14 protein-coding genes and 1 tRNA gene are annotated in these 19,626 nt (G+C 51.7%); 4 read left to right on the top strand and 11 right to left on the bottom strand.

Going from position 1 to position 19,626, the window contains the following annotated elements:
- Positions 1–5: 5 nt before the first annotated feature.
- The 4 genes from C2U68_RS11430 to C2U68_RS11415 are packed head-to-tail and all read right to left on the bottom strand — an operon-like array spanning position 6 to position 6,017.
- Positions 6–542 (bottom strand): YfiR family protein, encoded by a 537-nt coding sequence (locus C2U68_RS11430; RefSeq protein WP_140912616.1) that lies wholly within the window; start codon positions 540–542, stop codon positions 6–8.
- Positions 542–3,475 (bottom strand): TonB-dependent receptor, encoded by a 2,934-nt coding sequence (locus C2U68_RS11425; RefSeq protein WP_140912615.1) that lies wholly within the window; start codon positions 3,473–3,475, stop codon positions 542–544. The genes C2U68_RS11430 and C2U68_RS11425 overlap by 1 nt, the downstream gene beginning before the upstream one ends.
- A 56-nt stretch (positions 3,476–3,531) precedes the next feature.
- Positions 3,532–5,556 carry an EAL domain-containing protein gene (locus tag C2U68_RS11420; RefSeq protein ID WP_140912614.1) on the bottom strand — a complete coding sequence of 675 codons (2,025 nt, stop codon included), beginning with the start codon at positions 5,554–5,556 and terminating at the stop codon, positions 3,532–3,534.
- Positions 5,557–5,600: 44 nt separating this feature from the next.
- Positions 5,601–6,017, bottom strand: a complete 417-nt coding sequence (locus C2U68_RS11415; RefSeq protein ID WP_140912613.1) for a response regulator — start codon at positions 6,015–6,017, stop codon at positions 5,601–5,603.
- A gap of 273 nt (positions 6,018–6,290) precedes the next feature.
- Here C2U68_RS11415 and C2U68_RS11410 point away from each other — a divergent pair.
- The 4 genes from C2U68_RS11410 (at position 6,291) to C2U68_RS11395 (ending at position 11,078) form a co-directional block, all read left to right on the top strand.
- A tRNA-Ser gene (locus C2U68_RS11410) sits at positions 6,291–6,378 on the top strand.
- Between the two features lie 356 nt (positions 6,379–6,734).
- On the top strand, positions 6,735–7,706 hold the full coding sequence (locus tag C2U68_RS11405) for a glycosyltransferase (protein ID WP_140912612.1): 972 nt from the start codon (positions 6,735–6,737) through the stop codon (positions 7,704–7,706).
- Between the two features lie 7 nt (positions 7,707–7,713).
- On the top strand, positions 7,714–9,003 hold the full coding sequence (locus C2U68_RS11400; protein WP_140912611.1) for a putative O-glycosylation ligase, exosortase A system-associated: 1,290 nt from the start codon (positions 7,714–7,716) through the stop codon (positions 9,001–9,003).
- Between the two features lie 2 nt (positions 9,004–9,005).
- On the top strand, positions 9,006–11,078 hold the full coding sequence (locus tag C2U68_RS11395) for a sulfatase-like hydrolase/transferase (RefSeq protein ID WP_140912610.1): 2,073 nt from the start codon (positions 9,006–9,008) through the stop codon (positions 11,076–11,078).
- 223 nt (positions 11,079–11,301) lie between these two features.
- On the opposite strand, the gene C2U68_RS11390 is transcribed toward C2U68_RS11395, so the two are convergent.
- The 7 genes from C2U68_RS11390 to pnp form a co-directional block, all read right to left on the bottom strand.
- Positions 11,302–12,312 (bottom strand): NAD-dependent epimerase, encoded by a 1,011-nt coding sequence (locus C2U68_RS11390; protein ID WP_140912609.1) that lies wholly within the window; start codon positions 12,310–12,312, stop codon positions 11,302–11,304.
- Between the two features lie 2 nt (positions 12,313–12,314).
- Positions 12,315–13,586 carry a Vi polysaccharide biosynthesis UDP-N-acetylglucosamine C-6 dehydrogenase TviB gene (tviB, locus tag C2U68_RS11385; RefSeq protein WP_140912608.1) on the bottom strand — a complete coding sequence of 424 codons (1,272 nt, stop codon included), beginning with the start codon at positions 13,584–13,586 and terminating at the stop codon, positions 12,315–12,317.
- 42 nt (positions 13,587–13,628) lie between these two features.
- Positions 13,629–14,240, bottom strand: a complete 612-nt coding sequence (locus C2U68_RS11380) for a TetR/AcrR family transcriptional regulator (protein WP_140912607.1) — start codon at positions 14,238–14,240, stop codon at positions 13,629–13,631.
- Between the two features lie 67 nt (positions 14,241–14,307).
- Positions 14,308–14,868 carry a CDP-diacylglycerol--glycerol-3-phosphate 3-phosphatidyltransferase gene (gene pgsA, locus C2U68_RS11375; RefSeq protein WP_186289585.1) on the bottom strand — a complete coding sequence of 187 codons (561 nt, stop codon included), beginning with the start codon at positions 14,866–14,868 and terminating at the stop codon, positions 14,308–14,310.
- Positions 14,858–16,696: an excinuclease ABC subunit UvrC gene (gene uvrC, locus C2U68_RS11370; protein ID WP_140912606.1), complete on the bottom strand. Its 1,839-nt coding sequence runs from the start codon at positions 16,694–16,696 to the stop codon at positions 14,858–14,860. The genes pgsA and uvrC overlap by 11 nt, the downstream gene beginning before the upstream one ends.
- Positions 16,689–17,288, bottom strand: coding sequence for a uracil-DNA glycosylase (locus C2U68_RS11365; RefSeq protein ID WP_313901411.1), 600 nt, complete (start codon positions 17,286–17,288; stop codon positions 16,689–16,691). Before C2U68_RS11365 ends, uvrC begins: the two co-directional genes overlap by 8 nt.
- A gap of 219 nt (positions 17,289–17,507) precedes the next feature.
- A complete protein-coding gene (pnp, locus tag C2U68_RS11360; protein ID WP_140912604.1) occupies positions 17,508–19,586 on the bottom strand; it encodes a polyribonucleotide nucleotidyltransferase in 2,079 nt (692 codons plus the stop codon).
- Between the last annotated feature and the right edge of the window lie 40 nt (positions 19,587–19,626).

Raw genomic sequence — 19,626 nt, 5'->3', positions numbered from 1 at the left:
GCTCATCAGCGGACAATACGGGCTATTTCCATCAGCATAGCGTTGATTTTCAATTGGGCTTTTTGGGCAGCATCCGGATTGACGCTGAGCTTGACTTGCCCGTTCTCATGGTAAAAACCGATGGCACCGCCTCGCTCCGCAAAACCGTCGGCATCGCTGACCGTCAACACCGGATTGCCGCCAACCTCGCGCATCAGTGCCGGCAATTCCGCAACCGTGCGCTCGACGTACAAGATCTGGCACACGTGCGGATCGTCGACTCCCGACCAGATTTGCAGCAGGCGGCCTTTGGTATCGCGGCTGGCCAAATCGCTCAAGACATTGACGACCGCTTCCGAACCGACCACGCAAATATGCAACGCATCGCCGGCCGATGCCGGCCACTCGACAAACTTGGTGAAGTTATACAGGTAATTTGCCTTGGTCCGGACCTCGGCCAATTCGTCGGCAAAGCCGGTCAGGGTGGCGAAGCCGAGTGCCAAACCCAACACTCGCGCCGCCCGGCTGCCGTATCGCGCAGTTATCGAAGCGAAACCGGACATCAAAACTCCAACCGCGCAGTCAGTTTCAGCGTTAAGCCGGGGCCGGCCAAGGTACCCAGCGGCGAGCCGAAATTGGCCGAAGCGAAATCCGAGTTAAACGCCGCATAGTTTTTGAAATCGAACAGATTCAAAACGTCCAGTCGCAACTTCATCCGGGTGTCGCGCGGGGTATCGAAACTTTTGATCAACGCCACATCGACCTGGCGGTAGCCCCACCAATTGCCCGGAAAAATAAAGTCCTCGCCGCGCGGCGTGAAAGTATCGAATCGGCAACCGCCGCCGGTGCAATTGATGCCGGAACGGGTCTCGGGGGTGGCCAAGGTTAACTTGGTGGAGAATATCAAATCCCACGGCAAATCCACACTGCCGCTGGCGACGATTTTATGTTTGCGCACCCCGGCAGTGTCCAGCCAGCCGATGCCGTGGGTATTGGGATACTCGAACAGATAACTGCTGTTGTCGACAAAGGACTGCGGTTTATTCTCTTCCGAATCGGTAAAGGTATAGGCAAAGGTCATGCCCCAGCCGCTGTCCTTGCGGTAGGGCTTTTCGGCTTTCAGAAAGATCGAATTGGTTTTGGTCTGCACCCCGTTATCGAACAATATCACTTGGCCGAAGCCCGGCAATGCCTGAAAAGTGCCGCCGAAAGCCGATCCCGGCGCGAAAAAGCTGCCGTCGGCATTGCGACCGCCCAACAGCCCGACCAGACCGTTGTAGCTGACCACGTGCGAGAACGCGATTTCGGCGAACCAGTCGCCGATCCGGTTACGCATGCCCAGGCTGAATTGGTCGGAGAACGGGGTTTTCAGGTTGTTGCGGACTAAATTGATTTCGCGGCTGGTCCCCGGAACGGCGCCGGTCAGCGCCGTCAACTGTGCCGGCGAGTAATTCAGATACGCAGGGTTCCAGGGAATGCAGTCCGCCGCCGCCGCGCAATCGTAGTTCGGGTCGCCCAGAAAATTGACGCTGTAGCCGGGATAAGTGCCTTTGGTCTGTTCCAGTTGCAAAACGTCGTAAATATTGCGGTCGTAGGCCCTGGCAAAGCCGCCGAACACAATGTGGCGCTGGTCGGCCAGCAAGTCGTAGGCAAAACCCAGGCGCGGCGCGAAATTGTTGCTGTCCGCGCTGCGGTTGTCGCCGCTGCTGATGAAATTTTCGATGTCGTAACCGGCGTTGGCTTTCGCAATGTTGCTCCAGTTGCGCAACGCACCGGCGACGTCGGCCGGCGTCACGAAATTCAGATAACCCGGGTTGTACTCGTAGTCCCAGCGCAGGCCCAAATTCAAACTCAAATGCTTGTCGACCTGCCAGTCGTCCTGCAAATAAACCCCGAACTGGGTAACGTCGCTGGCAGTACTGCCGTCGCCGGCGCCGGCCAGCGCCGACGCCCAGCGCACCCGGTAAGGATTGCCGGCCGGGTTGTTCAGGTTAAAACTGAACTGCGGGTGATACGGATCGCGTTCCAGCGCGCTGAGTTCGATCTGTTTCAGTTTGACGCCGAGTTTGGCGACGTGGTCGCCGTACCAGTGTAAGTTGCTAAAGGTCAAATCGTCTTGCAAGCCTGGTCCGATCTGGCCCTTCTGCTGATAGTTGGTGGAGCCGCCGGCATTCAGCACGGCGCGGCTGGACAAGGTATTTGCCAGCAGGCTGCCGTCTAAGCGTTGCAGCACTATGCCCGGCGAGTTTTCCGCCGGCGTTTGCTGCCAATTGGCGTCTTCGTAGGTAAAACGGGCTTCGTTGACCCAATGTTCGGCCCGGTACTGGTATTTGAAATCCAGGCGTTTCTCGCTGTTGCCTTTTTCCAGCGCATAAGGCTGCGTATTGATGCCGCCGATTCCCAACGACTCGGTCTCGTCGCGGAATTTGAATGTGGCTTCGATCAAATGCCGGGTACCGATCGCCCAATCCAATTTCCCGAAAAACAGATCTTGTTCGAACGGCCGGTTGAATTCGCCCAACAAGGGCTGATAGGCGGCCGGAACCGGGCCGCCGTCCCCTGCGGCAACGTTGGCGAAATCGTCGTTGACCTTGCGCTCGTAAGCCATGAAGTAATGCGCCACGTCCTTGACGATAGGTCCGCTCAAGGTCACGCCATACTGCGCCTGTTCGGTATCGCGCTTGCCGGTAAGCTGTTCGCTGGGGGTGGCGGCCCGTAAATCCTGGTTGGTATGGTCGTAAAAGGCCTCTCCCTGAAACCTATTGCCGCCGGATTTGGTTTGAACCGAGACCGCTGCGGCGGCGACTTGGTCGAACTCGGCTTTATAGTTCTGACTGATTACCTTGTATTCGGCCACGGCCGATTCCGGAAACACGTTGCCCTTACTGGAATCCTGGCCGGCCACGCCGCCTCGCACCACGTAGTTTTTCTGGCTGACGCCGTCGATGAACAGGTTGACGCTGTCCGGCCGCTGTCCGCCGCTCTGCAACCGGGTGGCGCCGTCCTCGCCGTTGACGACATTGACGCCGGGGGCCAGGTCGGCGTAATTCAGGAAATTGCGGTTGACTTGCGGCAAACGCTGCATTTGCTCCGGCGTCAGATAAGTCGCCAGTTCCGACGAATTCTGTTCGGCCGGATTGCCGGCGGCAGCTGCGCTTTCCGGATCGAGCGAAATGTCGAGTAAGGCGGTCTGGCCGACCTGTAAGGTCAACTCCTGTGAGGTCTGCCGTCCATCCGGTGCCTGCACCGAAAGCCGGTAACGGCCGGGTTTTAACGCCATCAGCACATAGGAGCCGTCATCGCGGGAAAAGGTGCGGGTCGAGAAACCGCGTTGCAAGCTGGTGACGATGATTTGAGCGCCGGCCGGGCTAATGCCAGCGCCGGACAGCACTTGGCCGCGAATCATGGCCGCGCTGACGTCGGCACGGCTGGCCGTCGAAGCGATCAGCCCGTAACAGGCTAGTGCGATGGTTAACCGGGGCGTTTTTCGATGCATTCCTTGTTCCGGTTTGAGTGCCCGCAGCCGCCGTTCAGGCCCCGAGAGTTTGCGGTTTAATCGGCATCTTGCGCCGATAGGGGCTTGGGCAGCGGTTTGCCCAAGTAATAGCCCTGGGAAAAATCGAAACCGAGCTGCTTGGCCTTGAGTTGAATGTCGGCGCTGCCGACGTATTCGGCCACGGTACGCATGCCTAAACGGCGCGCCGCATCGACGATAACTTGAGCAATGGTTTCCGAATCCGGATCGTCGATGATACTCATGATGATCGAGCCATCTATTTTCAAATAGTCGATTTTCAAGCGCAGCAAGTGCACGAAATTGGAGTAGCCGCTGCCGAAGTCGTCGATTGCGAATTTACAGCCGTAGGTTTTCATCCGGTCGACGAACAGGCGTATTTCTTCGTAGTTTTCGATACCCTCGGTTTCGGTAATTTCCAATACAATCCGCGGACCGACACCGGGTTGCGACAGTTTTTGGTCGATGAAGGCCACGGTGTTACTGTCCAGAATGTCTTCCACCGTCAAGTTGATTGCGACCTCGCCGCTGCACTTGTCCAAAATGGCTACGGCCTGTTCGAAGATTGCTTTGGTCAACGCCGCATATTGCCTGGACAGTTTGGCCGCCCGCAAAAAGGTCGGCGCGATAACCTCGCCGTCCTCGTCTATCATCCGCATCAAGGCCTCGTGCTTGCAGACCTGTCCGCTGACATTATCGACAATCGGTTGAAAAAACGGCACGATGCGGCCGTCGGTCAACGCGCGCCGGATCTTCTGGCTCCAGCGGATGTTGTCTTTGTAATGCGATTTGATTTCCATCTGGTCGGTGTAGACCAAATAATCGCGCCGCTCTATCCGCGCCCGCTCCAAGGCCAAAGCGGCATGAGTGTAAGTGTTGTCCCGACCGAAACAGATGCCGGCTGTGACGCGGATATTGATTTTGTCGTCGCCGCAATCGACGGCCACCGATTCCAACTGATTAAGTATGGTGGCAATCAAGCTTTCGAAGCCGGCCGCGTCGCCCTGCTTTTCGGAAAACAGGGCGAATAAATCGCCGCCGATCCGGTAGGCCGAGGCACGCCCCGCCGTCATTTTTTGCAAGCGGGCGCCAATTTCGAGCAAGACTTTGTCGCCGTTGCACAAACCGTAGAAATCGTTAATCGCTTTGAACTGGTCGATGTTAATCATGCCGAGCATCGCCCGGCTGGAGGCCTTGCCCAAATCCTGCATGAGCTTGACCCGGTTCGGCAAGCCGGTCAACGCATCGGTGGTCTGCTGCCGGATCAGCTCTTCCTGCTTGATCAGGTAGGTGACATTAACGCTGGTCGAGATGAATTCGCGAATGCTGCCGTCGGCATTCAGAATCGGCACGATGGTGTTGTTGACGTAAACCTCCTCACCCGATTTGCTTAAATTGCAAAAAGTACCGCGCCATATGGCGCCGGACAGGATGGTGCTCCATAACTCGCGAATCAAGCCGGGAGGCGTACTCGGGTCGGCGATCACCCGGTGAGTTTTGCCGATCAACTCCTCGCGCGAGTAGCCGTAGGTTTCGACGAAGGCATCATTGACGTAAGTGATCACGCCTTGCGGATCGGTTCTGGAAACGATATTGGAGACGTCAGCGGCGTGCTTGTATTCGTTTAGCCGCTCGACGCGGCCTTCCAACACCTTGCGCAGACGGCCGAGTTCGAGGTGGGTTTTGACTCTGGCGCGGACCTCGTCGATATCGAACGGCTTGGTGATGAAATCGGCGGCACCCAACGAAAAACCGCGAATTTTTTCGCCGGATGCGTCGACGATCGTCACGAACAGGATCGGAATGTTGCAGGTCTTGGGACTGCTTTTCAGCCACTTGCACACTTCGTAGCCGTCCATTCCGGGCATTTTGACGTCCAGTAGTACCAGATCCGGCGGCGTCGGCCCTTGTGCCAACTCCACCGCTTTGGGGCCGTCGGTCGCAACCAGAATACTGTAGTCGTCTTTCAACGCTTCGAGGAGACCGTGGATGTTTTCGGGTAAATCGTCTACAACCAAAATGGTGGGCCTAGCGCTAGGCACTGCACAGTCGTCTCTGCTCATTGGTGTAATCGGCGTGGGGGATGTTGTGGGCTAAAATTCCCTAATTATAGTCGCCCATAACGTTTCCGATAGGCGGCCAGCTCCAAGTGTACTTCAACCCGGGCCATCAAGATTTCCGGCACTACCGGCTTAGTCACGTAATCCACGGCACCGAGCGCGAACCCGCGGCCTGCTTCCTGGGCTTCGGCGGCGGCCGTCACGAAAATCACCGGAATGCCAGCGGTACCCGGTTGGCTCCGCAGGCGTCGCAACACTTCGTAACCGTCCATTTCCGGCATCATGATGTCCAGCAATATCAAATCTGGCGGCGGCACGTGGCCGGCGATCTCCAGAGCTTTACTGCCACTGGTCGCCGCTTGGATCGCATATTTTCCACGCAGAATATTCAGTAGCGTGTGCAGATTTTCGTGAACATCGTCGACAATCAAAATTCGGGGCTTATCGGGATTGGTATCGATCATGAGCAGTAAGGAAGTCAATGCGAAGCGATATACCGCTGATCTTTAAGCGACATAATTACAAAACAAGGTTAGCCAATGTTCCGCCGCACCGCAATTGGGAGCCTCTCGTCAACGCTGAGTCCAGACCGAATCTCGTAACGCCGGCAACCCGGCAGTGACAGGAACACACTCCTCGATTGCAATTGCCCGCCGTATGAATTATTCTATTGAGCTTAAGTCAGCAAGCTGCATGCCAACGTACTACATTAGCACGCCATGACTGACCGAGATTTTGGAGAGATGGCCGAGCGGTCGAAGGCGCACGCCTGGAAAGTGTGTATACGGAAACGTATCGAGGGTTCGAATCCCTCTTTCTCCGCCAAACTTTGATCCGACCACGGATCAGACCCTTTAAAAACCCGCAAACCGCATGGTTTCGCGGGTTTTTTATTGTGACATCGCTATCAGCCGGCTGAATCCAGTAAAGCTGCGCGCATCAAACTCGCATTGTGCATCTAAATACGCCTACGCAGCAGCACATTAGCCAACGCCAATCCATCGAAACGTTTGTTTTGTCTACAATGTTATGCGGCTGCGCACCTTACAGCCGGATCATACGCTTGACTTCAGCGTAGCGCTCGCCAGCATGACGCTACACTTTGCCATTTATTTTCAATACATTGACGGAAACGCAAATCCGTTTTTAAACAGAATCGGTCTCTATCCATCATCAGAAACATGAACCATCTTCAACCTGCCAAAACAGTCACGTACGCATTTTGCACGTATAACAGGGCGGGCAGGTTAGCTAAATTGCTATCAGCAATCCGCTCGCAAACCTGCCCGGCGCCATTCGAGATATTGGTAGTAAACAATAACAGTTCCGACCAAACGACTGAGGTGTTAGAGGAATTGTCCGCGCTACCCGGAATCCGGTTACGCTGGGTGACCGAACCGGAACCCGGTATAGTTGCAGCCAGGAACCGTTGTCTGAATGAGGCGATCGACTCGGATATACTGGTATTCATCGATGACGACGAGATTCCACAACCCGGTTTGCTCGAAGCCGCTTACGATGCCATCGTCAATGAGGGCGCAGACTGCGCCGGCGGAAGAGTCGTTGTCGACTTCGCCGACCTAAACCGGCCTGAATGGCTAAGAGACGAATTGTTGGGCTTTCTGGCTGAGACTGATTATGGGGATGAGCCGTTTTGGATCAGTGACAAGCAAACTCCGCTTTGGACGGCAAATATCGCTTACAACATGCGCCTTTTTCGCGACAATCCACATCTGCGGTTTGACAAACGCTACGATCGGGTCGGAAAGGCGGTTGGTGGCGGAGAAGACGTCATCATGTTTGATGCTTTACTAGCCGCAGACTGCCGGATTCGATATCGTCCGGATATGGTCGTACTTCATTCAGTGGAAGCGTGGCGATTAAAACGCCGATATTTTTTAAAACTACATTTTGTATCGGGATACAAGAACGCGTATAACCAAACAACCGAATTCCCGCGCAGTTATTTCGGCATACCTCCTTTTTTAATTTTTAAAACAATCAAGTTATTTTCGATTTGGCTAACGTCCGCATTAAAAAGCCGGGAGATTAACATTAGAAAACTGATGAATTTCACCCACTCCAGCGGTTTGATATTCGGTTATTTCAAGCGATGGCAACAAACCAAATTAGATTCAGATAATCAGTCTTGAGAAAATCGTGCGCGACATTGTTGTTCTTATATTTTTAACAGCCTGCATAATCGCTGCACTAAAAAAGCCGTGGTGGGGCGCTCTTTCTTTAGCCATATTCAGCTACTTGAACCCGCATGCCTACGCCTGGGGATTTGTCCGTTCGCTACCGGTATATTACGTACTGTTTCTCGTCGTCACTGTCAGTACCATTGCGACAAAAGATAAACAGCCAATACCGAAAGATTGGCGCATTCCTGCCTTCCTATTTCTTTGGGTTTATTTTATTTTCACGACCACGCAGGCCCCGCTACAAGATATTGCATGGACCAAGTTTTGGTTTATTTGCAAAATATTTATACCTTTTTACTTTACCTGGGTATTAATTAATACTAGAGAAAAACTTTATTATTTGATTTCCACCATAGGCGCATCAATTGGCGTTGTAGCCGTTAAAGGCGGTATTTTCGCCATCGTTACCGCATTCGGCCACCGGGTTTATGGCCCACCCAATACTCAATTCGAAGATAACAATTTGTTCGCGGTAGCCATGCTGATGGCCATACCGCTATTATTAGTCTGGGAAAAGGAATTGACCAAGAAATGGCTTAAAACCGGCATCTTGTTATCCGTTCCGATTATTTATGCTGCTTCGTTATCTTCTTGGTCGCGCGGCGCCCTTTTGACCATGATCGCCTTGACGTTAATATTAATTTCAAATAGTAAGCGTAAATTCATGACGATACCCATCGTGATTGTTGGAATCATAGCGGTAATACCGGCTATGCCCGAGGAATGGTTCGGACGCATGCATACTTTGGAAACCTACGAAGAAGACTTATCCGCGATGTCTCGAATCGAAGCCTGGACCGACGGCTGGAACTACGCATTGAGCCACCCATTCACCGGTGCCGGATTCGACGGCTGGATCCATGTCACCATGCGGGACTGGCATAGCTCCTATATAGAGATGCTTGCCGAACACGGCTTTGTCGCATTTGGAGTCTGGTTATCGATGGTCCTGGGTAGCGTTATAAGCTTGACGAGTCTAATACGGCAGGCAAAACGGATTGAAGGGATGGACTGGGTTGTCCATTACAGCTCCATGGTTAGAGCGTCGATTATTTGTTATATGGTGGGTACTGCATTTCTTGGCCTATCGTATTGGGACTTGATCTATCATTTAATATTTATATCGGTATTAATAAAACAATTTGCGCTTCGAGACTTTTCCGAGAAAGAAAAATTCGCTGCCGAACAGCTTAGAACGAACAAAAAGCCAGCCATAGACCGAGCCTTAAACTCAACCATTGATTAGAGATGGAAAAAACACTAATATCGCTCTATAGTAGTTCCATTATTGCTTTCTGCTTTGCCCTTACCGTTATAATTCTCGCGCTCTGTAATTACTCAAGAACCGGACCGGGCATACAGCGAGAAATAGAAAAAAGATTTGGCTACTATCTTTTATACGCCATTGCCAGACTGATTTTTTGGCTATTTATCATATTCTTTCTAACATCACTACCAGGTACCGTAGCCGTTTATACTCTTTCGAGAACCTCCACTCTGATAGACTTTAATTTTGTTAGCAATCTGATGGGCTGCATCTTTTCCAGCACAATCATCACGCTTTATTTTTTTTTACACCAACTACTGTATAACCCGGGAAGCATTCAACTGTCTTTCCAATATCGATTTTCGCGACTATTCTTTCTGTGGAAGCTTTTATCTCCCAATTTAATTAAATTTTGCAAAAATTTTCTGTTGGCGTTTTTTGTTTCAGGTTGGATATCTGCGTTTTATTTTTCAACCGCTGAAGGCGAACTGTCATTTTTAATTTATATAGCGGGGTTAGCCGCTTTATATACATACATTCACTGTGCAGCTAGCGAAAAAGAACCGGCCGTAATTCAGTCGACCAAACAAAATAAAATGAACGTTGTCATGATAGGGGCCGACACGTTACGTTGCGATCGTATCGGCGGCAACGGTTATCCACGGAATCTGACACCCAACATAGACAAATTACGCTCTCAAGGCGTCAGCCTAAAAACTTGTATTACACCTCTCGCCAGAACCGCCCCCAGCCTGACTTCGCTGCTCACCGGCCTCTGGCCGCAAAATCACCGCATACGCGATAACTATCCGTCCGAATCGGATTGCAAATTGCCCCAACCCTCATTAATTGATTTGCTCAATCAACACGGCTACCTGACAGCCGCCATATCCGATTGGTGTGGTGCCGATTTTGCAAAACTGAGTTTTAATTTTTCGGAACTCTCTGTAGCCGAAGACCAATGGAATATTAAACTATTACTAAGGCAAGGCTCTTCTTTGATTAGAAACGTTTTGTCTTTATTTACCAAAAATCCGCTCGGAAAACGTTTTCTACCGGAGTTCTATTACTTGGCCGGCTCGCCTTTAACCCGCCAAATGGGACGCGAGTGTAGAAACTATCTAAAGCGTTGCGGCCAAAAATCGCAACCTTTTTTCATTAACTTATTTACGTCGGCCACCCACGTTCCCTTCAATTCGGAATATCCTTATTACAATTTATTTACACCGGCGGATTACAAAGGCGAATCGCGGTTTATTATGACCAGACTGGCATCCGCCGAAGAAATTATTGAAAAACAAGAAAAAAACGCCGATTTTTTCGATATCCAACAAATCAATAATTTATACGACAGTTGTGTAAAACAATTCGACGACGAAGTTGGCAGGATAGTGGATTATATCGAGCATTCGGGTTTGGCCGACAATACGATAATAATTATTTACAGCGACCATGGCGCCGACTTCTTCGAAACCGGGTGCTGGGGACAGGGAAATACGTTAGTCGGCAACGACCCGAGCGGCCGGATTCCTTTGATAATCAAAGGCCCTGGCGTTCCGAGCGGCATTGATTTTACATCGGTCACGCGCTCTATTGACGTGATGCCGACCTTACTGGAACTGTTGGACCTGCCGGTGCCGGCCAACATCGACGGTATCAGTTTGGTGCCCTATCTCGAAACCCGGACGTCTCCGGAACTTTTCGCATACCAAGAAACCGGAGTCTGGCTGGGACGAATTCCCGGATTACATCCACGGCAGATTTTTTATCCGAATATCGTCGAGTTATTGGATATCCCTAATAAAAAAACCGGGACGCTGGTAATCAATGAGCAACTTTATCCTACCGTCATCCAGGCCAAAAACAGGTCTATCCAAAATCACAAGTGGAAACTGATTTACATTCCAACCTACGACGGCCCCGTTTACCAACTTTATGACTTAGAAAACGATCCTTATCGCGATGTTACGGATCAATTCCCGCTGATATTTGCAGAGTTGAAATTACTGCTGGATGCACACATTGCAAACGATTCGTTAATCGCTGCTCATTGATCTCGCTCAAGCGTAGTACTCTGCGAAAATGGGCGACTTTATAGAGGCTCGACACTCACTTGCCGAGTGCCAATAATCGAAAATATTAAGTACCGACCGGCATCCACAAATTTTGCCGAACTGGAAGTGTTTGCCGACAAAGGATTCATCCGAGCCGCCAGATTTGTAGTTCCGACCATAAAGCATGCCGGAACTCAAGTTACCGCTATACGTTTGAAAAGCCTCAGCGGGAACGATAGTAGTCCAAATACCATTCAACAAAGCGCTGTATGCCCTGCTCTATGCTGGTATTGGGTTTGTAGCCGACATCGCTCACCAAGGCTTCGACATCAGCGTAAGTGTCGGGGACATCGCCGGGTTGCAACGGCAACAACTCTTTCTCCGCCGTTTTGCCCAAAAACCGCTCCAGCGTCTCGATGTAGGCCATCAGCTCCACCGGATTTTGGTTGCCGATATTGTAAACGCGCCACGGCGCTTTACTTGTACCAGGATCCGGATTCGATCCGTCCCAGTTGAGATTGGCCTGCGCGTTATGATCCAAGGTGCGCATGACGCCTTCGACGATATCGTCTATGTAGGTGAAGTCTCGCCGATGTTTACCGTAGTTAAATACCTTGATTTTTTCACCCGCCAAAATGGCTTTGGTGAATAGGAACAACGCCATGTCTGGCCGCCCCCAAGGCCCGTAAACGGTGAAGAAGCGCAATCCGGTAGTTGGAAGCTGATACAGATTACTGTAGGTATGCGCCATTAATTCATTTGCCTTTTTTGAGGCGGCATACAGGCTTAATGGATGGTCGACATTGTCATGCACTGAAAACGGCATCGACTCGTTAGCACCGTAAACCGAACTACTCGAGGCATAAACCAGATGTTCGACCTTATGGTGTCGACAACCTTCCAAGATATTGATAAAGCCGACAATATTGCTATCAATATAGGCATGGGGATTTTCCAACGAATAGCGTACCCCCGCCTGAGCCGCTAAATTGACGACTTTTTGCGGTTGGTACTTCTTGAAAACCGCGTCCATTCCGGCCCGGTCGGCAATATCCAACCTTATATCGGTAAACCCGGAATGATTTTTGATTCTATCCAAACGGCTGAGTTTGAGATTCACGTCATAATAGTCGTTGAGGTTATCGATGCCGATAACTTCGTCACCGCGTTCCAACAACTTAACAGCCAAATGGTTACCGATAAAACCGGCTGTGCCGGTCACCATAATTCTCATGTTTACAACCTTGCGTCGGTTTGATCGGCCGGAAATAAATATTTCAGATCGTAGACTATCGCCTGCGGCGTACCAAGAGCTCTGATCGCGGAGATCGGCATTTGCCGGAACTGATCGTGGGCTACCGCCAGGATGATTGCATCGTATTTGCCCTTATCGGGCTGCTGGACTGGAGAAATACCGTATTCGTGCCGAGCTTCATCAGCGTCGACCCAAGGGTCGTAAATGTCGACATTGACGCCGTAAGTCTGCAATTCGGCCACAATATCCACTACTCGGGTATTGCGAATATCCGGGCAGTTTTCCTTAAACGTCAAACCCATGATCAGTACGTTGGCTTCCTGAACGTGAATCCGTTTTTTTAGCATCAACTTGACCAGTTGCGACACCACGTATACGCCCATACCGTCGTTAATACGCCGGCCGGACAGGATGACTTCCGGGTTGTAACCGATCGCTTGGGCCTTGTGGGTCAGATAATAAGGATCCACGCCAATGCAATGACCGCCAACCAAGCCGGGTCTGAACGGCAAAAAATTCCATTTGGTACCGGCTGCCAGCAAGACTTCCTCGGTATCGATACCCAATTTATTGAAAATTAAGGCCAGTTCGTTAATTAAAGCAATGTTGACGTCGCGCTGGGTGTTTTCGATGACTTTGGCGGCTTCGGCCACTTTAATGCTGCTGGCTTTATGGGTTCCCGCAGCGATAATACTCTTATAGAGGGCGTCGACTTTTTCGGCAATTTCCGGGGTCGAGCCGGAAGTCACCTTCAAAATATTTGTCACCCGATGCAGTTTGTCGCCAGGATTAATCCGCTCGGGGCTATAGCCGACGAAGAAATCCTGATTGAATTTCAATCCGGAAACCCGTTCCAATATCGGCACGCAGACTTCTTCAGTCGCCCCCGGGTAGACCGTCGACTCGTAAACGACGATATCGCCTGGTTTGACGACCTTGCCGAGCAAATCGCTAGCTTTCTGCAGAGGCGTCAAATCGGGTTGCTTATGTTCGTTGATCGGGGTGGGAACCGTGACAATGTAAACCGAACAATCGGCGATATCCTGCAAATCCGCGCTGTAAGTCAGTCTAGTGGCTGCCGCCAGTTCCTCTCCGCTGACTTCAAGAGTATGATCCCGGCCGGCGCGCAACTCCTCGATACGATGCCGATTGATATCGAAACCGACCGTCGGATACTTCCGACCAAACTCCACTGCCAACGGCAATCCGACATAGCCCAGACCAATCATGCCAATCTTAACGTTGTCCAACATCAACTAAATCCTCCACTACCGCACTGGTACTTTTTGAGTTCGCTATTTCTTGGCGATACAACCCCACGCCATCAACCAGGCTTGAGAAAGGTAACTATCGGCCGTTTTAGGCAGCCCCCCTTTCAAGACCATTTCCAAAGTATGATTGATGATGCCAAAAAAGTAAGTGTAGGCGAGTAACGGATCAATGGCCTTAATTTCGCCGTCTTTGACACCGTTCTGAAAAATGCGCTTGATTTTGACAAACGCCGCCGTATCCAATAAAGGTTTCGGTTCGGCCAGAAACTCATCGCTGTTTACAAACAACAGGAACTGCACCACTTCCGGCGCGTCGTCGGTTAAACGGAATAATAAGTCTACTATTTCCCGCAGTTGTTCCGCCGCTTTACGGTTACGACGGCGAATATCGTCGACCGATATGCTCAGACTATCGAGAATATTCTCGTGTAAAGTCTGAGCGATCGCTTGTTTGGTTTTGAAAAACTGGTTGATACCGCTATTGGTTCTAATGCCCAGGGCATTCTTAATATCGGTCAACGAAGTATTGAAATAGCCTTTTTCAGCAAATAGTTTCAATGCCGCTTGCAATACTTCGTCCTGACTGACCGTTTTTTTCAGCTCAATCTCTGATGTCGATTCTAATTCTTGTTCCATGCTCTTTTATACAGCTTTACCTGCTGTTTACTCTCTGTTATTGCAGTATTAATACCGCTTTATTATTTTATTCGCTAATGGTGGAAAACGCCGCCACCAGGTAATTGACCATCGACCACAACGTCAATATTGCCGACAAGTATAATAGCCAATAACCTATCGAGTTGATCGGCAGACCGAACAAGTCTTCCCGGTACAACAACAAACTGACCGCGGTCATTTGTGCCGTGGTTTTCCATTTTCCCAATAACGACACCTTAACCTTGGCGCGTTGACCGATTTCCGCCATCCATTCTCTTAACGAGGCTATGGCAATCTCCCGGCCGATGATAACGGCTGCTGGTACCGCCAGGAAAGGATTACCTTGCTCCTGCACAATCAACACCAGAACGATCGCCACCATCAATTTATCGGCCACCGGATCCAAAAAGGCGCCGAAAGCCGTTTGCATATTCATTTTTCTGGCCAAGTAACCGTCCAACCAATCGGTAACGCCGGCTATCAAAAAAATCAGCGTGCAGGCGATATTCGAATACTGCCAAGGTAAATAAAACACAATGGCCAGCAACGGGATCAATGCAATCCTCAGCAAAGTCAAGTAAGTCGGAATTGTGAATCTAATGGCCATCTTGGTGGTGAAACGTATCGTAAATCCGCTGTGCTAATTGTCGGCTAATGCCATCTATACTGGCCAAAGCGTCCACGCCTGCACTGGACACTCCCTGCAAACCGCCGAACTGTTTCAGCAGAACCTGTCTTCTTTTCGGCCCCAGTCCGGCGATATCCTCCAATACCGATTGCTTATTGACTTTACCGCGCCGCTGTCTATGGCCGGTTATAGCAAAACGATGCGCCTCATCGCGAATCTGCTGAATCAACAGCAAAGCCGACGCTCCCGGCGTTACGTCCAATGGCTGTTGATTACCGACCAGAATAATTTTTTCCATGCCGGCTTTGCGATCGGGCCCTTTGGCAACCCCAACTATCATAACATCGTTTATCTCCAATTCGGCCAAAGCCTTTTCCGCTTCAGCGACCTGGCCTTTACCGCCGTCGATAAACAAAATATCCGGTGCCCGATGTTCACCTTGCTTCAAGCGCTTGAAGCGTCGGGAAACGGCTTGATAGATCGCAGCATAATCGTCGCCCGGCGCAATGCCTTCGATATTGAAGCGGCGGTAATCGCTCTTCACCGGCCCATCCCGATCGAACACCACGCACGATGCAACGGTCTGCTCGCCTTGAGTATGACTAATATCGAAACACTCCAACCGGCTCGGGATCAGATCGCAACCCAATTCCTGTTGCAAACTGGCGAATCGGCCAAACAATCCTTGTTTATCCGCCAAGCGGGCGCTCAACGCATTTTCGGCATTGGTAACGGCCATCTGCAGCCATTTCAGACGTTCCCCGCGCACATTGCTCGAGATGGCCACCGCGTGCTTGGCCTGCTCGGCCAAGACCTCGGCGACCAAAGCTGATTCCGGCAAGGCGTGGCTTACGATCAACTCCTGCGGCACGGTTTTTTCCAAGTAATATTGGGCGATAAAGGCCTGCAATATTTCCTCCGGCTGGCTTTCTTCCAACATCTTCGGAAAAAACTGGCGATTGCCCAAGTGCTGGCCGTTGCGAATGTAAAATACCTGCACGCAGGCCATGCCGGTTTTTGCGGCGCAGGCGACAATATCGACATCGCCGCGTTCGCCCTCCACGCATTGTTTCTCCAGCACCGCTCGCAATCTGGCGATCTGATCCCGGTAAATCGCTGCTTGCTCGAACTCCAGTTCTGCGGCGGCAAGCTCCATTTTGGCAACCAAGCGATCGATCAACAATCCGCCCTTCCCCTCCAAAAACAATATCGTGTTTTCGACGTCGGCGGCATATTGCACTGTGCTGACCAAGCCAACGCAAGGCGCGGTGCAACGTTCGATCTGGTATTGCAAACATGGCCGGGAGCGGGCGCTGTAATAAGAATCCTCGCATTGCCGGACCGGGAATATTTTCTGCAGCAACTTCAAGGTTTCCTTAACCGCGCTGGCGCTCGGATAAGGCCCGAAATATCGGCCGCGCCGTTTCTTGGCGCCTCGATGAAACGTCAGTTGCGGAAAATCGTGAAAACTGGAGATAAAAACGTAGGGATACGATTTGTCGTCGCGCAAACTGATGTTGTAACGCGGTTTGTACCGCTTGATCTGCTGGCTTTCCAGCAGCAAAGCTTCGCCCTCGGTATGAGTAACGGTGACCTCGATCCCGGCCACTTTAGCCACCATGGCCTGCTGCTTGGGTGAAGCGGCGTTGGTCCTGAAATAACTCGACACCCGGTTCTTCAGATTCTTGGCCTTGCCGATGTAAATGATCTCGCCTGCCGCGTCCAGCATTTTGTATATGCCTGGACGCTGGGTCAGCGTTTTGATGAACGCCTTGGCATCAAAGCCGGCCGGGTCGGTATCAGTCACGGCCAATCAGCAACGAACGAACGGTCGAAAACACTTCGGCCAGCATTGTCGGGCTTAAACGCTTGGTCTGCACATTGTAGCGGCTGCAATGATAGGAACTGACCAAGGTGTTGCCATCCGGCAATTGAAACAACGAGTGATGGCCGAATTTGGCAGCGTTGCTTTTCAAGCCATAAGCACGCAGTACGGCTTGGTGGGCGATATTACCCAAAGCCAAAATCACCGAGCGCTCAGGCAAGGCCTGGATTTCCGCTGCCAAATAGTGATTGCACCGTTTTATTTCATCGCCGGTGGGTTTATTTTGCGGCGGCAGACACTTGACGGCATTGGTGATCCGGCAGTCGGCCAAGACCAGTCCGTCGTTCAACGCGGCAGACTCCGCCTGATTGCTAAAACCGTGATCGTATAACGCTTGATAAAGCAGCAAGCCGGCATAGTCCCCGGTAAAGGGCCGACCGCTGGCATTGGCACCGTGCATTCCCGGCGCCAAACCGACAATCAGCAGTCTCGCTTCCGGATCTCCGAATGGCGCAACCGGCAAGGCATGGTAATCGGGGTATTTACGTTTGACATCATCGAGAAACCCCGCCAAACGCGGACAATCCCGGCAATCTTGATTAAAGAAATTAGAAGGCAACATGACACAGACAAAGTAAGACTGCGTTGATTTTACCCGACCCGACAAAATCCTGCCGCGGCTACGGCAAAATCCGGCCGTTAAATTAAGCGTTTGGCACAGGGGACCACAGGTAACCCACAATAAAAAAGGGCCTTACGGCCCTTTCTTGTCGCTGCGATAAGCGCTAAGCGATCAGTTGTTATCAACTTCTTTCATACTCAAGCGCACCCGGCCTTGGCGATCGATTTCCAACACCTTGACCTTGACCACGTCGCCTTCCGACAACTTATCGCTGACTTTCTCGACCCGCTCGTCGGAAATTTGCGAGATGTGTACCAAACCGTCCTTGCCCGGCAAGATCGTGACAAAGGCCCCGAAATCCATCAAGCGCACGACTTTGCCTTCATAGGTTTTGCCGACTTCGACTTCTGCGGTAATTTCCTCGATCATGCGTTTAGCTTCTTCACCAGCCGCTTTATCGACCGAGGCGATATTTACGACGCCGTCATCGGTCAAATCGATGCTGGCACCGGTTTGTTCGGTTATGGCCCGGATTGTCACGCCGCCTTTACCGATGACTTCGCGGATTTTGGACGGATCGATTTTAAAACTGATGATGCGCGGCGCGAAATCGGACATAGTCTCGCGAGAGCAGGACAGGGCTTTGTTCATTTCGCCCAAAATATGCAAACGGCCTTGCTTGGCTTGGTCGAGAGCGACTTTCATAATCTCCGGCGTGATGCCGTCGATCTTGATATCCATTTGCAGCGCAGTGACACCGTTCTCGGAACCGGCCACTTTGAAATCCATATCGCCCAAGTGATCTTCGTCACCCAGAATATCGGATAACACGGCAAACTGGTCGCCTTCTTTGATCAAACCCATCGCGATACCGGCCACCGGAGCCTTGATCGGCACGCCGGCATCCATCAACGCCAAACTGCTACCGCAAACCGAGGCCATCGAGCTGGAACCGTTCGATTCGGTGATTTCAGATACCACGCGCAAAACGTAAGGGAATTCGCCCATGTTCGGCAACACCGATTGCACGCCGCGCTTCGCCAGACGACCGTGGCCGATCTCGCGGCGTTTCGGCGAGCCGGTACGGCCGGTTTCGCCCACACTGAACGGCGGGAAGTTGTAGTGGAACAGGAAAGTGTCTTTGTATTCGCCAGCCAACGCGTCAATGATCTGCGCATCGCGCTCGGTACCCAAAGTCGCGACGACCAAGGCCTGAGTTTCGCCGCGGGTGAATAACGCAGAACCGTGGGTTCTGGGCAATACGCCGGTACGAATCGTAATCGGCCGCACGGTGGTCAAATCACGGCCGTCGATACGTTTGCGATCGTTCAGAATTGCACCACGGACGATGTTGTATTCCAGAGTTTCGATCACATTGCGAATGGCTTTTTCGTCGTAAAGACCTTCCGCAGTCAATTTTTCCACGACGTCGCTACGGATTGCGCTCAGCGCATCCTGTCTCGCCAACTTCTCGGGAATTTGGTACGCGGCTTTGATTTGCGCTTCGGCTTCGGCGGCAACGGCAGCTTTCAGGGCTTCGTTATCGGCCGGAGCCGTCCAAGCGATTGCCGGAGTGGCGGCTTCGGCGGCAAATTCGTTGATCGCGTTGATTGCAACCTGCATTTGCTCGTGGCCGAACAATACTGCACCCAGCATAACGTCTTCAGGCAACAAATCGGCTTCCGATTCCACCATCAACACCGCTTTGTTAGTGCCGGCAACCATCAAGCGCAAACGCGATTCTTTCAGTTGCGGCAAGGTCGGATTCAACACGTACTGGCCATCGATATAACCGATGGTCGCAGCGCCCAGCGGACCGTTGAACGGCAGGCCGGACACGGCCAGTGCGGCGGAAGCGCCCAGAATAGCCGGCGCTTCGGTATCTATTTCAGGATTCAACGACAGTACGGTAGCGATGATCTGTACTTCGTTAGTGAAACCTTCGGGAAACAGTGGACGAATCGGGCGATCGATCAGGCGAGAAATCAGCGTCTCGTTCTCGCTTGGACGGCCTTCGCGTTTGAAAAATCCGCCGGGAATTTTACCTGCGGCAAAGGCTTTCTCTTGATAGTCGACAGTCAACGGAAAAAAATCACCGCCGCTGCTTTCCTTTTTGCCGACCACGGTCACCAACAGCGTGGTGCCTTCGACATCGATAATCACCGCGCCGTTGGCTTGACGGGCAATTTCGCCGGTTTCTAACGTGACGAGACGATCGCCGTACTGAAATTGTTTCCTGATAGGATTCACTATAAGGTTCCTTCGATTAAAGGTTATGCTGAAAATTTTG

It is taken from the genome of Methylomonas koyamae (genome assembly GCF_006483455.1).
GTDB classification, from domain to species: Bacteria; Pseudomonadota; Gammaproteobacteria; order Methylococcales; family Methylomonadaceae; genus Methylomonas; species Methylomonas koyamae_B.
The sequence above is the reverse complement of the archived record's forward strand: the minus strand, read 5'-3'. Positions and strand labels throughout refer to the sequence as shown.

Bases quoted from the DNA above. Each gene is read 5' to 3' on its own strand.
- C2U68_RS11420 (WP_140912614.1), bottom strand. From the start codon at position 5,556: ATGAGCAGAGACGACTGTGCAGTGCCTAGCGCTAGGCCCACCATTTTG.
- tviB (WP_140912608.1), bottom strand. From the start codon at position 13,586: ATGTTGGACAACGTTAAGATTGGCATGATTGGTCTGGGCTATGTCGGA.
- C2U68_RS11425 (WP_140912615.1), bottom strand. From the start codon at position 3,475: ATGCATCGAAAAACGCCCCGGTTAACCATCGCACTAGCCTGTTACGGG.
- pgsA (WP_186289585.1), bottom strand. From the start codon at position 14,868: ATGGCCATTAGATTCACAATTCCGACTTACTTGACTTTGCTGAGGATT.
- C2U68_RS11415 (WP_140912613.1), bottom strand. From the start codon at position 6,017: ATGATCGATACCAATCCCGATAAGCCCCGAATTTTGATTGTCGACGAT.
- C2U68_RS11430 (WP_140912616.1), bottom strand. From the start codon at position 542: ATGTCCGGTTTCGCTTCGATAACTGCGCGATACGGCAGCCGGGCGGCG.
- C2U68_RS11390 (WP_140912609.1), bottom strand. From the start codon at position 12,312: ATGAGAATTATGGTGACCGGCACAGCCGGTTTTATCGGTAACCATTTG.
- C2U68_RS11380 (WP_140912607.1), bottom strand. From the start codon at position 14,240: ATGGAACAAGAATTAGAATCGACATCAGAGATTGAGCTGAAAAAAACG.
- C2U68_RS11405 (WP_140912612.1), top strand. From the start codon at position 6,735: ATGAACCATCTTCAACCTGCCAAAACAGTCACGTACGCATTTTGCACG.
- C2U68_RS11395 (WP_140912610.1), top strand. From the start codon at position 9,006: ATGGAAAAAACACTAATATCGCTCTATAGTAGTTCCATTATTGCTTTC.